A 13,555-nucleotide genomic window follows, 5' to 3' on the forward strand; every position below is an offset into this window, starting at 1 on the left:
CCTAAACCTCGAAGTTGATCATGTTCCGCATCACGATAATGCCGATTGTCATCCAGAGCCCCGAGAAGCCGAGGATCAGGTGGCCGGTGCTCGTCGTGAAGAGCGGGGTGATGTAGGTCGGGCTTGTGAGATAGACCAGGAACGCAACGACAAACGGCAGGGCGCCGATGATCACTGCGGATGCCTTGGCTTCCATGGAAAGCGCCTGCACCTTTGCTTTCATCTTCTTTCGATTGCGCAACACCCGCGAAAGGTTGGCCAGCGCTTCGGAAAGATTGCCGCCCGCCTGAGCCTGAATCTGGATCACGATGCCGAAGAAATTCGCTTCAGGGCAGGGCATGGTCTCCCCCATGCGCAGGCAGGCTTCCGGCGTTGAGATGCCCATCTGCTGGGCCTCAACGATGCGCCGGAACTCCGTGCGGACCGGCTCCTGCGATTCACTGGCGATCAGGCGAATACCGTCATTGATGGGCAGACCGGATTTGACCGCACGCACGATCACATCGAGCGCGTTCGGGAACTCGTTGAGGAAGGCTTTCACGCGGCTGCGCCGCTTGAAGGCGACGAACCAGCGTGGAAGCCCGAGCACACCGACGATCAGAATGCCGGGCAGGACCAGAAGCGGAACGCCGACGATGAAGGCAATGAGCGTGAGAACCACGCCACTGATGCCCGAGACGACATGAAAGCGCTCCGGCGTGATCTCCATGCCGGCCTGTTTCAGCTGCATTTTCAGCGGCGGCTTGCGAACCTTGCTGTCGCGCTTTTTCTGCCGGTCGTCGAGTTCCTTCAGCGAATCCTGAATGGATTTGCGCCGCTTCGCCACTTCGGCGACGCGATCCCGCGATGCCTTGATCGCGGACTGGTCAGTCTGCGCCTTCTTGACCGTTTCAAGCCGGCGGTCGACCTTCTTTTCGCTGGCGATGTTGTTGAACATCAGCGCATAGGCCACCGCCCCGGCGCTGCCTCCGGCCAGCAGAATGAAGGCGATCATGGTCATGTCCAGGCCGAACATCGCCTACCCCCTGCCGCCTGAGAAATCGGAAGCTGTGATCATGTCAGCCAGTCTTCCTTTCCATGCCCTCCAGGGCCGTCGCGAGACGCTGCTCCTCGCCGTAATAGCGGGCGCGGTCCCAGAAATGCGGGCGGGCGATGCCGGTCGAGACATGATCGCCGATGATCTTGCCGTTCGCGTCCTCGCCCTTCATGTCGTAGAGCATCAGATCCTGCGTGATGATCACATCGCCTTCCATGCCAATCACCTCGGTGATGTGCGTGATGCGGCGCGAACCATCGCGCAGGCGGCTCGCCTGAATGATCACGTCCACCGAACCGACGACGATCTCGCGCACGGTGCGCTGCGGCAGCGTGAATCCGCCCATGGCCACCATGGATTCGATACGGTTCAGGCATTCACGTGGGTTGTTGGCGTGGATGGTTCCCATGGAACCGTCGTGACCGGTGTTCATGGCCTGCAAAAGGTCGAAAACCTCGGAGCCACGGACCTCGCCGACGATGATGCGTTCGGGACGCATGCGCAGACAGTTGCGCACCAGATCGCGCATCGTCACCTCGCCCTCCCCTTCCAGATTGGGCGGGCGGGTTTCAAGCCGGACCACATGCGGCTGCTGAAGCTGAAGCTCGGCGGAGTCCTCACAGGTGATGATGCGCTCATCGGCGTCGATGAAATTCGTCAGACAGTTGAGCAGCGTCGTCTTGCCTGAACCCGTGCCGCCGGAGATCAGGATGTTGCAGCGGACGCGGCCGATGATCTTGAGGAGTTCGGCGCCTTCCGGCGAAATCGCGCCGAAACGGACCAGCTGATCGAGCGTCAGCTTGTCCTTCTTGAACTTGCGGATGGTGAGCGATGCGCCATCAATGGCCAGCGGCGGCGCGATGACGTTGACACGCGAACCGTCCGGCAGACGCGCATCACAGATCGGGCTCGACTCGTCCACACGGCGGCCGACCTGGCTCACGATGCGCTGACAGATGTTGAGAAGCTGCTGGTTGTCGCGGAAGCGCACGCCGGTCTGCTCGACCTTGCCGTTCACTTCGATATAGACGCTCTCCGCGCCATTCACCATGATGTCGGCGATGTCGTCGCGCGCGAGAAGCGGCTCAAGCGGGCCATAACCGAGCACATCGTTACAGATATCCTCAAGCAGCTCTTCCTGCTCGGAGATCGACATCGCGAAATTCTTGATCGCAATGATGTCGTTGACGATGTCGCGGATTTCCTCACGCGCACTGTCCGGATCGAGATTGGCGAGCTGCGAGAGGTCAATGGTCTCGATCAGCGCCGAGAAAACCTGGCTCTTCGTGTCGTAATAGGCTTCGCTGCGCGTGCGTGTCGACGAGGCCGGCTTTGCCGATGAAGGTTTCTCGGTCCGGGCAGGCTCCTGACGCGGCCTGGCCGTGGCGGCGGATGGCGGAAGATCGGGTTTGGAGGCCCGTGGTGCTTCCGGGCGCTCCGGCGTCATGACAGCCGCATCACCCGAAACGGGTTTCGGGATCTCAATATGCGGCGTTGCAGAATGCGGGACGCCGGCCCCTCTCTTTCCGAACATCTGACGCTACCAATCCGTATCAGCTTTTGCGTTTCAGCCGTTCCAGAATGCTGGACAGGCCGCTCTTCTTCTGCGGCTTCACCTCGCGACGGCCGGTCAGCACATGGGCCAGCTCGTTGATCGTTTCCACGATCGGGTTCTTGGCGTCCATCTCGCCGAGCATGCGCCCGTTGTTTGCCGCGTTGCCGAACAGCTGCGGCTCGAACATGATCGTCGCCGCCGGGGTCACGCCGAGCGGCTCGGCGAAATCTTCCAGCGAGATTTCAGGACGTTTGGGAATACCCGCCTGATTGAGCAGAAGCACCGGCGGCTTGTCGTTCGGGCGCAACTGCTTCAGCGTGTCGATCAGGTTTTTCGTGTTGCGCAGATTGGCCAGATCCGGCGTCGCCGTGATGACCACCTCATCGGCCTGCGCGAGTGTCGTTCTCGTCCAGCCATTCCACACATGAGGCACATCCAGGATCAGAACCGGCGCGGTGCGCTGCGTGGTGTCGATGATCTGGGCAAATGCCTCCGGATCGAAATCATAGACCCGGTCGAGTGTCGACGGCGCCGCCAGAAGCGAGAGACGCTCGGCGCACTGCGACAGAAGGCGGTCGAGATAGACCTCGTCAATCCGTTCTGGCGAGAACACGGCTTCGGCGATGCCCTGCGGCGGGTCCTGATCGAAATTGATGTTGGCCGTGCCGAAAGGCAGATCCATGTCGGCCACCACAACCTCGTTCTCGAACAGGTTGGAAATGGCCCAGGCCACATTGTGCGCGATGGTGGACGAGCCGACGCCACCCTTGGCTCCCACAAACGCAATGGAATGCCCAAGCGGCTCCGCCGTCGGATCGACAAAGATATTGGCGATGACGCTCACAATGTCCGCCATCGAGATCGGCGCGACCACATATTCCGAGATGCCGGCGCGCATCAGCTCACGATAGAGCCACACATCATTGTAGTGCCCGACAATGATGACCTTGGTGCTCGGGTCGCAGACTTCGGCAAGCTGCTCCAGCGAGGCGAGCATTTCGCGCGGCTCGGCGGAAGATTCCACGATCACCAGGTTCGGCGTTGCCGCCGTCTGGTAGAACTCCACCGCAGTCGCAACGCCCCCCATGTGGACCTTGAGATGTGTTTTCGCCATGCGGCGATCCTCACCGGCCCGTTCGATCGGATTGGACACGCTCTCGGTGTCGCAGAACGCCTGGATCGAGATCCTCGGGATCGGGCGAAGAGACTGCAAATTGGGATCGGGCGCATCCACAGTGTATGCGTCGTGATCCGTTTCATAGGCCAGATTGCTCATTTTATGCCTCTTGCCCCCGCCTAGTACTGGACTTCTCGGTTGCCGCGGAATTCCTTGGAAACCTTGCCGGCTTCGTAATTGCTCTCCGAACCACGATACTTGTCGATCACACCCATCCGGTTTTCCGCATCAATCGGCGTCTGCTGACGTGGACCGAGGAAATCGTTGGGATTGGCCACCTGCGCGGCGAGATTGTTCTGATAGGAACAGCCGAAATTTGCGTAATGCTTGTTATCCGTGGTGTCGAGAATGTCCTCTGGCCACCGGCCGCACTGGTTGGTGGAAGCCCTGATCGCGGGATAGGACACGCGGATCGGCGGCGCAGTATCTGCCGATGGCGCCCGGTAGGAAACGACCGCAATGTTCTCGGGCGGCACGCCATGCTTCTGCAGCTGCCGCGTAATCTGGGAAGCGATGTTGGACGCCCCGCGCTCATTGACGGAGCCGGTCGGAACCAGCACCGTGACCGTGCCGCCGGACCGCCGGTCATAACCGCTCATGAAGCCGGCGAGCGTGCCGGCCTGGCCACGCGTCATGCTTTTGGCCGAGACAGCGACCGGCAAATCGATCTTCTGATCCTTCTCGGAGATCACGATCGGGTGGTTGGTGCGGTAGTCATCCGGAATGGAGCCCACAATCACCGAGTCCCGCTTCGCGGCACAGCCAGCCAGCAGGGCGGCAGCGCCGATGAGGAGGACAGCACCGGTCGTTTTAAGCCGTGCGGTATTTCCAGTCTCACGTTTCATCATGACCACCCCCGACATGGCCTTCTCCCCGCTCACTTGTAGATGTAGCCGACAACGCCGTGGTAGCGGCCATTGGGCAGATCGGTTTTCATGGTTCCGTAGACGCGGTTCACCCGCCCCAGGAACATGCCCGCGCCATCGCTGGCCGGCGTGAAATTGTCATCCGGCTTGGCAAGCGCGGTGCGCGCCGTGGGCTTCGACAGATAAGGCGTGACGATGATCACCAGTTCGGTCTCGTTGCGCACGAAGTCGCGACTGCGGAACAGCGCGCCAAGCACCGGCACTTTTGAGAGGCCTGGCACACCGGTGAACGCCTGACGCACATCGTCCTGCACCAGGCCGGCAATCATCATCGAACCGCCCGACGGTAACTCGACAGTGGTGTCGGCCAGTCGCTTGCGGATGGAAATGATGTTCGTTCCCTTCGACCGGATGCCCTGAGAAAGCGCAACCGAGCCCTGTGTGGTGGGTTCGGAAACCTGTGTCCTGATTTTCAGGCTGATCCGGCCGGCAGAGAGAACCGTCGGCAGGAACTCAAGGCCGATACCGTATTCGACTTTCTGAATGTCATACGTCGTCTCGCCTGTCTTGTTCTCATCTGAAACTGCGGAACTCACACCCTTGACGAGATTGAACTCGCCGCCGACCCGGAACGTCGCCTTCTCGCCGGACACGGCCGTCAGCGCCGGTTCGGCCAGTGTCTTCATGACACCTGCCTGTTCCATCGCGTTGACATAAGCGTCAATCAGCGAGCCGCCGACAGAGAAGCCACTGTGCGACAGCGACTTGCCCAGACCGGCGAAATTGTCACTGATCGCTCCCCATGTGATGCCGTCGACATTGCCGGAGCCGATCATGTTCACGCCGAGCTGCTTCATGACGGAGCGGCTGACCTCGGCGACCGTCACCTTGAGCGTGACCTGGTCCTCGCCGATGATCTGCAGCATGTTGACGATGCGGCTTTGTTGACGCTGTTTGTCCGGGTTGTTGATGGCGACACCGCCACCATCGGTCGGCGCGGCGGCGCTCTGTGAATACTGCCCCGTTGTCGCTTCACCGCCGGTCACGAAGATCTGCGCCAGCTGTGCGGCGCGCGATGCATCGAGTGGCGTCTCGACCGTTCCGGTCAGCACCACATTGTCGTTGATGAGTTCGACATCGATGTCGGAGTTCGGGATGAAGCGTTTCAGATAGTCTTCCAGACCCGCGACATCGCGCTCGACCGCAACGTCGAGGCTGGCGATCTGCTCGCCATTCGCTCCGAAGACGAAGATGTTCGTTTCGCCCACCTGTTTGCCGAACAGATAGATCCGGCGCGCGGTACGCGTGACGGCGTCTGCAACGGACGGATTGGCGACGAGAATGTCATAGGCGTCGCTTGGCAGGTCCAGCACCAGCGACTTGTTGAGGCCGAGCTTAATGCGCTGGGTGGCGCTGCTGCTCCTCGTCTTGACCGTGTTCTGCGCCGCATATGCCTCGCTCGCGGGCATGGCGATCTGCAGGGACAGCGCTGCGGCGCAGCCCAGAAGAACACGTGCGGTCAGTCGTGATTTTGTGCCCATAATCCGCCCCGTTTTTTTAACGCCCGTATTTTTCACGGAAGTTCCCCTGCTGGCGCGCCTGATCATTTCCGGGTCCCCACTTCGGTCACTTCACCCGACTTGATCAGGCGGACACTGTTGCCACGGCCCCGACCGGACACGAGGTAAGCGCCGCTGGCGTCCGCCTCTTCGCCGGTGTCGGTAATTGCCCTCAGCGAAAGCGTAAGGCGGTCGGCCATCTGCTGCGCCACGGTGATGATTTCTGCCTGCTCCGGCGTGAGCTCCAGCGTGGCGGTCTCACCGACCTTCACGCGGCGGCCTTCCTCATCTTCCTGAATGGTCTGGTCGATGGCGAGGATCTTGATGTTCTTGAGGATGGTCTCGGTGATGAAGCCATTGGCCGAATCCTTGTCCTCGGCCCTCCGGGTCATGATCACGTCAACGAAATCATTGGGCAGAATGAAACCACCAGCCGACGTGTCGGCCGCGATCTGCGTGGCGACGGCGCGCTTTCCCGATGGCAGAATTGCCGACATGAAGCTCATGCCTTCGCCGATCAGCTTGGAACGCCGCAGCGGCTCACCCGTGTAGAGGTTTACGCGGGCGATGGAGTTGCGCAGTTCGTCCAGAGCCTCGGGGCTCTGGTCACGAACGATCATGTTGGCGTTGATGTTCTCTCTGGGCCAGGACTGCCAGTTCAGCCCGCTGCCCAGTTCCGAGCCCATGGGAACGTCCTGGCCAATGACCAGCACATCGACGAGATCCACCGTCGGTTCCGGCACGCTGGCCTGCACGGCCGGCTGCTGCGGTTGCGGCGCTGTCAGGTTTTTGGCCACATATCCGGCGCCGAGAGCAGCCAGTACGGCCACACCCAAAATGACGATCCGGGATTTGCTCATGACTTCCGCCCCTCGTGCTCGGACTTACCTTGCGTGAAGCGGAGAATGGGCTTCCAATCGTCAAATTATGGTTAACGTGAAGCTTACAGACGTTATTAATTTAGTGTTGACCGGTCGTCGGATGCCGCTTCGCTCCCCAAAAAAATACCCCGGTGAAACACCAGGGTATCTGCATATCCGTCAAAGCCGTGAGGCGAAGGACTAACCGCCTGCGAGACGGGCAAGAGCCCACTGCATGATCGGTGTTTCCGGATAGGAGACCAGCCCCGCAATCCCAAGCGCGATGCCATAGGGAATGCCGGCCTTGCCATTGGCCAGATGCTGCAGAAGCGCATTGCCTCCGGCATAGTGAGCCAGGGGCGAATTCCTGAAATAGACAAGCGCCAGCGTCAGGACGCCGCCGAAGATCGCCGCGAAGACAAGATACTGGACGAGCGCCACACTCAGCCCAAACCATACGGCGGTGGCCGCCATCAGCTTCGCATCCCCGCCCCCCATGCCGCCAACCGCGAACAGAACGAATGTGACGCTCAGCACCAGCGCACCAGCGGCCATGTGGAGACCGAACTGCGCCCAGTCCATGCCCGTGAAAGGCGCAATAACAGCAAAGGCCGCCAGAAGGATCAGCGAAACACGATTGGCGATGGTCATGGAGAGAATGTCCGAGACCGCCGCAAACACCATGCAGAATGGAAATATGACGAAAATTGCCGCTTCAAGCATATGACCTTGCCCCGATTTTTGAGCATTCTGCGCGAGCGGGCTTAAGACTTGGTGAAATGCGCACGCGCCTGTGGCGCGGTTCCAGAAACAAAAAAACCGCCTCCCTTGCGAGAGGCGGTTTTCTTTTTGGGAGACTATCTCCCGAAAGTATCAGCCATTACTGGTTGGCTGCGGTCAGGTCGTCACCGATGGTCGTGAAGGTCGCGCCGATCTGCGAACCGATCGTGGTTGCGCCAGCGATGATGCCGAGAGCGATGAGCGCTGCCAGCAGACCGTATTCGATTGCGGTTGCGCCGGACTCGTCCTTCAGGAAACGTGCAAACAGATTAGCCATTTTGTAAAACTCCTCTTCCGCGTTTTTGTTCAGCAAGACCGTCAACGTTTTTTCGTGTGTTGATCGGATGTGCAGAACATACGAAGGAGCTCTTTCAACCAGCTTAAGAAACAGCCTTACCAAAACCTTGCTGCCCCAAAGCACCCTCAATGGTTAACAGTTGTATAATCACACATACGCAACCCAGGGCCGTTTTGTGACATTATATATATACCCGCACGGGACGGCCTTCTGCGACCGGTTCTGCAACCACGGGGCGGCGTACTTAACCCTTGGTTCACCAATATGGTTCATGGTCTCTTCAGCTTGACTTGGGGAGCAGGGCGATGCGCCACGCATTTTCGAAATCCGGAATGGCCTTGAAATCGGTCGCACTGCTTGCGGGACTGGTCGCGATGCCAGCCACAACCCTCGCAGACACATCCTCCATCGAAGTGGTGATGAACCAGGCGAAGATCGTGAAGCTGGCCCGCCCTGCCGACACGATCGTCATCGGCAACCCGGAAATTGCGGACGCCGCCGTGCAGGACGCCACCACGATCGTTCTCACCGGCAAGGGCTTCGGCGTGACCAACCTCGTCGTGCTCGACATTGACGGGCAACCCGTCGTTGACGAGCAGGTGGTGGTCAGCCGGCAGACCGTGGATTCGGTTCGCATCTATCGCCGCGCCAATGTGCAGACGCTGTCCTGCACGCCCTATTGCGAGAGCGCCTACAAGACCGAGGCCGAACGCCTTTCCGAAGCCGAGCTGAACTCCAGCCAGTAGCACCTCCCCGCTTTTCGAAAAGCGGCAGGCGCATGGTTTACAAAACCTGAAACCTTGCGCTTCAATTCGACTGGTCGTCAAAACCGGAATGCAACCTGAACGCGCTAATGTTCGTCCCGTTGGGTTTTCACCTCAGGGGCCGGAAATGGGCGAGCGGAAAAAGCAGAACGGTATCGGAGCGCGTCTGGGACGCCGCGTCTTAAGGCGCTTCATCAAGAACGATGAAGGCGCGACGGCCATCGAGTTCGCCTTTCTCGGCATACCCTTCTTCTTTCTGATCTTCGTGATCCTGGAATCCAGCATCGCCTTTGCAGCGCAGCAATTGCTGACCAACGCGACCGATGACGTGGCGCGGCTTTTCCGGACAGGACAGGAGCAGCGTGCAACGCTCGACGAGACCAAGCTCCGCCAGCTGATCTGCGATCGCATCTCCATCCTCATGTCGAACACCTGTCCCGGCCTTGAAGTCGATCTTCGCCAGTTCGACACATTCGAGGAAGCCGCCAAGGCGGCGCTCGCCCTCAATGATGACGGCTCGATCAACACAAAGGTCGATCTGGGGCCGGCACTGTCCAAAAACATGCTGCGCGTCTTCTACCACTGGCCCGTGGTGACCAACATTCTGGCCGAGCGGCTGCCGGACGGGAAGATGCTGCTCTACTCGACCAGCACCTGGCAGAACGAGCCATTCTGATGCAGTCGAAACTCTGGCAGAGGCGCGGGGAAACCGAGATGAAACACCACCAGAAGACGGACGGCGGCAGGATGGGGCTCATGATTGCAATACGCGACTTCCTGCGCGACAGACGCGGCGTGGCGGCCATCGAATTCGCGATCGTCGCGCCGATCCTGTTCGCCATGTATTTCCTGACCCTGGAATTCGGTCAGGCGATCAACGCCAACAAGAAGATAAGCCGCGCCGCCAGCATGATCGGCGATCTGGCAGCCCAGCAGCCTTCGATCACGCCGAGTGAGGCCGATGCGATCATGAAGATCGGCGGCGCGATCCTAAAACCTTACAACCGCTCCGAGCCAAACATCACCCTGACCGCGATCGAGGTGACCGATGAAGACACACCGGAGGTGAGGGTCGTCTGGTCGCGTGAGCTGAAGAACGGCTCCACCGGGCCTGGCCTGCCCAAGGGCAGCATCACCACGATCCCCCAGGAACTCATGAAAAAGGGCGCGTTCTATATATGGGCGACCACATCGCTTGGTTATAAGCCGATCATCACCTGGTCGAGCAATGGTCAGAAGTCGCTCGGCATCACCGCGATGGCGGGTCTCGACAATCTGCAGATGAGCGAGCGCTACTATCTGCGCCCACGCATGAGCAGCTCCATTCCCTGCTCGGACTGCTGAAGACGCGCCTGCCCGCTTATCATCGCCAAAGGGCGATGTTCTGTCCGATTGCAAAGCCCCGGCCACCCTTCTATGTCTTGGTGAACGGGAGCAATGAGAACCGGGCATGGCGCGCGCATTCCTTTTCATTCATGAAAGCTCCGGCTCGACCGGCGTGAACTGCCTCCTGCGGGGCGGTTCAACGCTTTACGGCGCTTGCAGGATACCGCTCCCTCAGCCGCGTGCCCGGCATCAGAGCCCATACTTCTTCAGCGAGCATTCCACACATGCCTGAATTGCCAGAGGTCGAAACGGTCCGCCGTGGGCTGCAGCCGGTCATGGAGGGGGCGCATATCGATTCCGTCGAGCTGCGCCGTCCGAACCTGCGTTTTCCGTTTCCGCCGGATTTCAACAAGCGTCTCGCCGGTCAGGAGATCATCGCTCTTGGCCGTCGCGCAAAGTACCTGCTCATCCACCTGGAAACCTCCGACGTGGTGCTTTGCCATCTCGGCATGTCCGGCTCGTTCCGCGTCGATCAGGATGAGGAAGAGGAACACCCCGCCCCCGGCAAGTTTCATCATGAACGCTCGAAGGCCGAGAAACACGATCATGCCGTTTTCCACCTGAAAGGCGTCGACGGGCGCAATATTCGCGTCGTCTACAACGACCCGCGCCGTTTCGGCTTCATGCTCTTACATGACGATGGACGGCTCGACAGTCACCCGCTTCTGGCCGGACTCGGGATCGAACCGACGGGCAATGCGCTGGACGGTGCGGAACTGGCGGAACGCCTGCGCGGAAAGAAAACGTCCCTGAAAGCGGCACTGCTCGATCAACGCATCATCGCCGGGCTGGGCAACATCTATGTGTGCGAGGCGCTGTGGCGCGCCCGGCTCTCGCCAAGGCGCACAGCCGCGTCCATTGTTTCGAAGCGCGGAACGTCTGAGCGGTGCGAGCGGCTCGCCACTGCCATTCGCGCGGTCATTGCCGAGGCGATTGCAGCCGGCGGCTCATCATTGCGCGACTATGTGAAGGCGGATGGCTCGCTTGGATATTTCCAGCACGCCTTCAAGGTCTATGACCGGGAGGGACAACCCTGCCAGCGCGAAGAATGCGGCGGCACGGTCCGGCGGATCGTTCAGGCCGGGCGCTCCACATTCTTCTGCCCGTCCTGCCAGCGCTAGCTCTTTTCACGAACACGGAGAGGAAAACAGACCATGGCCTATGAAACGATCCTGGTGGAAACGCGGGAGCGCGTGGGATTGATCACGCTGAACCGCCCCAAAGCGCTCAACGCCCTGAACTCGAAGGTGCTCGAGGAAGTCGTCGCAGCGGCTAAAGCCTTTGACGAGAACCCGCGCGTTGGCGCCATCGTGCTCACCGGTTCGGAGAAGGCCTTTGCCGCCGGCGCCGACATCAAGGAAATGGCCTCGAAGAACTATGTCGACGCCTATCTGGAAGACCTCTTTGCCGGCTGGGAAGGGCTGACGCGCGTGCGCAAGCCGGTCATTGCGGCGGTTTCGGGCTATGCGCTCGGCGGCGGTTGCGAGCTGGCCATGATGTGCGATTTCATCATCGCGGCGGACAACGCAAAGTTCGGCCAGCCCGAGATCACGCTCGGCGTCATGCCCGGCATGGGCGGCTCTCAGCGGCTCACCCGCTTTGTCGGCAAGTCCAAGGCGATGGATATGTGCCTGACCGGCCGCATGATGGACGCCGCCGAGGCGGAGCGCTCCGGCCTCGTGTCGCGCGTGGTTCCGCCGGGCGAGTTGATCGAGGAGGCGCTCAAGGCCGCCGACAAGATCGCCGATTTCTCGCTTCCGGCCGTGATGATGACCAAGGAAGCCGTCAACCGCGCCTACGAGACGACGCTTGCCGAAGGCCTGCGGTTCGAACGGCGCGTGTTCCACGCCATGTTTGCCCTGGACGACCAGAAGGAAGGCATGTCGGCGTTCACCGAAAAGCGCTCCGCGAACTTCAAGAATCGCTGAGAAGTGCGGCCATCAGGTTCCGCGGCAATGCTGCGGAACCGCACCTGAGGCGGCCGGTTGGCCGCAGACATGCAGTCCGGGGCGGTTTGAAGGGCAATAGGCGTTGACGTTGCCCGAAAGCTCTACTATAAGCCGCCACGACTGTGGTGGCCCTGCGGCTGCCCTTTTTGTTTTGCGTCCGCGAGAGACTTCGCGGCAAAATCTGTAGAGACGAGAGAGGAAACATGGCCAACACGACTTCGGCCAAGAAGGCGGTTCGCAAGATTGCTCGCCGTACTGCGGTTAACAAGAACCGTCGCTCGCGCGTGCGCAGCTTCGTTCGCAAGGTCGAAGAAGCGCTGGCCGCTGGCGACAAGGCTGCAGCGGAAACCGCCTTCAAGGCAGCACAGCCCGAGCTGATGCGCGCTGCCGGCAAGGGCGTCCTTCACCGCAACACGGCATCGCGGAAAGTGTCCCGCCTTGCCGCGCGCGTGAAATCGCTTAGCGCCTGATATATCGCTTAGATATTCCTGAGAAACCCGGCCATGTGCCGGGTTTTTCTTTGCCCATCAAAAGGTTGGCTCTCAGCACGTCACCGACGTTTGAGACCGGCCTTTTTCTTTTCTTGAAGGAAGACGGCCGGGAATCGTGCAAAGCCGTCACATACCGAACGCCATCCAACGGTCGTCATTCGATATTCCCCTTTTATTTCAGTGCTTTACAAACCTTTATCCACAGGTTATCCATGTCATCCCCGACGCCGGAGAGACCCTGAAATGTCAAGTTATTTTTTGAGATTTTTTTCCGCCCCGACTCGGTCACGCGGCAAATGAAAAAGGCTCTTGAATCCAAACAGCTTATCGCCACACCCCTTGGGCGATGCCGATTTCAGCGCGGGAAACAAGAGCAGATTCGACAAAAAAGCGGCAGTCTCGCCCTTGCCCTTTCCACAAGGATTTCGGTAATGTCAGGCCATCGAGAGGGCGGACAGAGCCCAACGAATTTAAGCCCAAATCGGCACCTACTGAAACGCGGAATCCCGATTCTGCGCAGGGGCTTCGTGCGCTCTCGAAACAGCCCTGCCCGCTTGTCTGTCGGGGACCGATCGAGGCGCATCCGCGCCACTTGCTCAAGCGAGCGCAAGGCTATGCTGCCGCCGGCGATTTTATCATCCGGTGGCTGCGCACATTAATTGGAACTGCAGTTTACGTCTGTAGAAAGCAAAAGGAGCGTTTGGGGCCGAAAGTCAGACGAGCAACACTGACTGGAACAAACACCCAATCAAAAAGATACGGAATGAGCAGGGGCAATTAACTCAGGTGGGCTCTTCCGTAAAAACACCACTCAAAGCGACAGGGACACAAGGA

At 59.9% G+C, this 13,555-nt stretch carries 14 protein-coding genes; 6 read left to right on the plus strand and 8 right to left on the minus strand.

What is annotated here, in order from left to right; genetic code table 11:
* Window position 1: 1 nt before the first annotated feature.
* From AC4PTT_RS19100 to AC4PTT_RS19135, 8 genes are all read right to left on the minus strand, one after another.
* Entirely contained in the window at window positions 2–1,015 is a 1,014-nt protein-coding gene (locus AC4PTT_RS19100) for a type II secretion system F family protein (protein WP_492161882.1), read from the minus strand.
* A 43-nt stretch (window positions 1,016–1,058) separates the two neighbouring features.
* Window positions 1,059–2,483 (minus strand): TadA family conjugal transfer-associated ATPase, encoded by a 1,425-nt coding sequence (locus AC4PTT_RS19105; protein ID WP_222474219.1) that lies wholly within the window; start codon window positions 2,481–2,483, stop codon window positions 1,059–1,061.
* Between the two features lie 106 nt (window positions 2,484–2,589).
* Window positions 2,590–3,867: a CpaE/TadZ family protein gene (locus AC4PTT_RS19110; protein ID WP_206553426.1), complete on the minus strand. Its 1,278-nt coding sequence runs from the start codon at window positions 3,865–3,867 to the stop codon at window positions 2,590–2,592.
* A gap of 20 nt (window positions 3,868–3,887) precedes the next feature.
* Window positions 3,888–4,616: a CpaD family pilus assembly protein gene (locus tag AC4PTT_RS19115; RefSeq protein WP_492161883.1), complete on the minus strand. Its 729-nt coding sequence runs from the start codon at window positions 4,614–4,616 to the stop codon at window positions 3,888–3,890.
* 29 nt (window positions 4,617–4,645) lie between these two features.
* The gene (locus AC4PTT_RS19120) at window positions 4,646–6,175 is read right to left on the minus strand and encodes a type II and III secretion system protein family protein (RefSeq protein WP_206994460.1); all 1,530 of its coding nucleotides are present in this window, start codon (window positions 6,173–6,175) and stop codon (window positions 4,646–4,648) included.
* A 62-nt stretch (window positions 6,176–6,237) separates the two neighbouring features.
* Window positions 6,238–7,053, minus strand: coding sequence for a Flp pilus assembly protein CpaB (gene cpaB / locus AC4PTT_RS19125; protein WP_206544375.1), 816 nt, complete (start codon window positions 7,051–7,053; stop codon window positions 6,238–6,240).
* Window positions 7,054–7,254: 201 nt separating this feature from the next.
* On the minus strand, window positions 7,255–7,776 hold the full coding sequence (locus tag AC4PTT_RS19130; protein WP_492161884.1) for an A24 family peptidase: 522 nt from the start codon (window positions 7,774–7,776) through the stop codon (window positions 7,255–7,257).
* 157 nt (window positions 7,777–7,933) lie between these two features.
* The gene (locus tag AC4PTT_RS19135) at window positions 7,934–8,110 is read right to left on the minus strand and encodes a Flp family type IVb pilin (protein WP_206553421.1); all 177 of its coding nucleotides are present in this window, start codon (window positions 8,108–8,110) and stop codon (window positions 7,934–7,936) included.
* A gap of 395 nt (window positions 8,111–8,505) precedes the next feature.
* On the opposite strand from AC4PTT_RS19135, the gene AC4PTT_RS19140 reads away from it, so the two are divergent.
* The 6 genes from AC4PTT_RS19140 (at window position 8,506) to rpsT (ending at window position 12,700) form a co-directional block, all read left to right on the plus strand.
* Window positions 8,506–8,877 (plus strand): pilus assembly protein N-terminal domain-containing protein, encoded by a 372-nt coding sequence (locus AC4PTT_RS19140; RefSeq protein WP_224873353.1) that lies wholly within the window; start codon window positions 8,506–8,508, stop codon window positions 8,875–8,877.
* Between the two features lie 145 nt (window positions 8,878–9,022).
* Entirely contained in the window at window positions 9,023–9,571 is a 549-nt protein-coding gene (locus tag AC4PTT_RS19145; protein WP_492161885.1) for a TadE/TadG family type IV pilus assembly protein, read from the plus strand.
* Between the two features lie 38 nt (window positions 9,572–9,609).
* Window positions 9,610–10,239 carry a TadE/TadG family type IV pilus assembly protein gene (locus tag AC4PTT_RS19150; protein ID WP_432515789.1) on the plus strand — a complete coding sequence of 210 codons (630 nt, stop codon included), beginning with the start codon at window positions 9,610–9,612 and terminating at the stop codon, window positions 10,237–10,239.
* A 266-nt stretch (window positions 10,240–10,505) separates the two neighbouring features.
* Window positions 10,506–11,402, plus strand: coding sequence for a bifunctional DNA-formamidopyrimidine glycosylase/DNA-(apurinic or apyrimidinic site) lyase (mutM, locus tag AC4PTT_RS19155; RefSeq protein ID WP_206544370.1), 897 nt, complete (start codon window positions 10,506–10,508; stop codon window positions 11,400–11,402).
* A gap of 33 nt (window positions 11,403–11,435) precedes the next feature.
* The gene (locus AC4PTT_RS19160; RefSeq protein WP_113153840.1) at window positions 11,436–12,209 is read left to right on the plus strand and encodes an enoyl-CoA hydratase; all 774 of its coding nucleotides are present in this window, start codon (window positions 11,436–11,438) and stop codon (window positions 12,207–12,209) included.
* A 224-nt stretch (window positions 12,210–12,433) separates the two neighbouring features.
* A complete protein-coding gene (rpsT, locus tag AC4PTT_RS19165; RefSeq protein WP_113153839.1) occupies window positions 12,434–12,700 on the plus strand; it encodes a 30S ribosomal protein S20 in 267 nt (88 codons plus the stop codon).
* Window positions 12,701–13,555: the final 855 nt, after the last annotated feature.

This window comes from Nitratireductor sp. WH36-1, from assembly GCF_058725515.1.

Excerpts from the sequence above, each read along its gene's own strand:
- AC4PTT_RS19120 (WP_206994460.1), bottom strand. The coding sequence starts at position 6,175 with ATGGGCACAAAATCACGACTGACCGCACGTGTTCTTCTGGGCTGCGCC.
- AC4PTT_RS19115 (WP_492161883.1), bottom strand. The coding sequence starts at position 4,616 with ATGATGAAACGTGAGACTGGAAATACCGCACGGCTTAAAACGACCGGT.
- AC4PTT_RS19130 (WP_492161884.1), bottom strand. The coding sequence starts at position 7,776 with ATGCTTGAAGCGGCAATTTTCGTCATATTTCCATTCTGCATGGTGTTT.
- AC4PTT_RS19140 (WP_224873353.1), top strand. The coding sequence starts at position 8,506 with ATGCCAGCCACAACCCTCGCAGACACATCCTCCATCGAAGTGGTGATG.
- AC4PTT_RS19105 (WP_222474219.1), bottom strand. The coding sequence starts at position 2,483 with ATGACGCCGGAGCGCCCGGAAGCACCACGGGCCTCCAAACCCGATCTT.
- AC4PTT_RS19110 (WP_206553426.1), bottom strand. The coding sequence starts at position 3,867 with ATGAGCAATCTGGCCTATGAAACGGATCACGACGCATACACTGTGGAT.
- AC4PTT_RS19100 (WP_492161882.1), bottom strand. The coding sequence starts at position 1,015 with ATGTTCGGCCTGGACATGACCATGATCGCCTTCATTCTGCTGGCCGGA.
- AC4PTT_RS19145 (WP_492161885.1), top strand. The coding sequence starts at position 9,023 with ATGGGCGAGCGGAAAAAGCAGAACGGTATCGGAGCGCGTCTGGGACGC.
- AC4PTT_RS19135 (WP_206553421.1), bottom strand. The coding sequence starts at position 8,110 with ATGGCTAATCTGTTTGCACGTTTCCTGAAGGACGAGTCCGGCGCAACC.
- AC4PTT_RS19160 (WP_113153840.1), top strand. The coding sequence starts at position 11,436 with ATGGCCTATGAAACGATCCTGGTGGAAACGCGGGAGCGCGTGGGATTG.
- mutM (WP_206544370.1), top strand. The coding sequence starts at position 10,506 with ATGCCTGAATTGCCAGAGGTCGAAACGGTCCGCCGTGGGCTGCAGCCG.
- cpaB (WP_206544375.1), bottom strand. The coding sequence starts at position 7,053 with ATGAGCAAATCCCGGATCGTCATTTTGGGTGTGGCCGTACTGGCTGCT.
- rpsT (WP_113153839.1), top strand. The coding sequence starts at position 12,434 with ATGGCCAACACGACTTCGGCCAAGAAGGCGGTTCGCAAGATTGCTCGC.
- AC4PTT_RS19150 (WP_432515789.1), top strand. The coding sequence starts at position 9,610 with ATGAAACACCACCAGAAGACGGACGGCGGCAGGATGGGGCTCATGATT.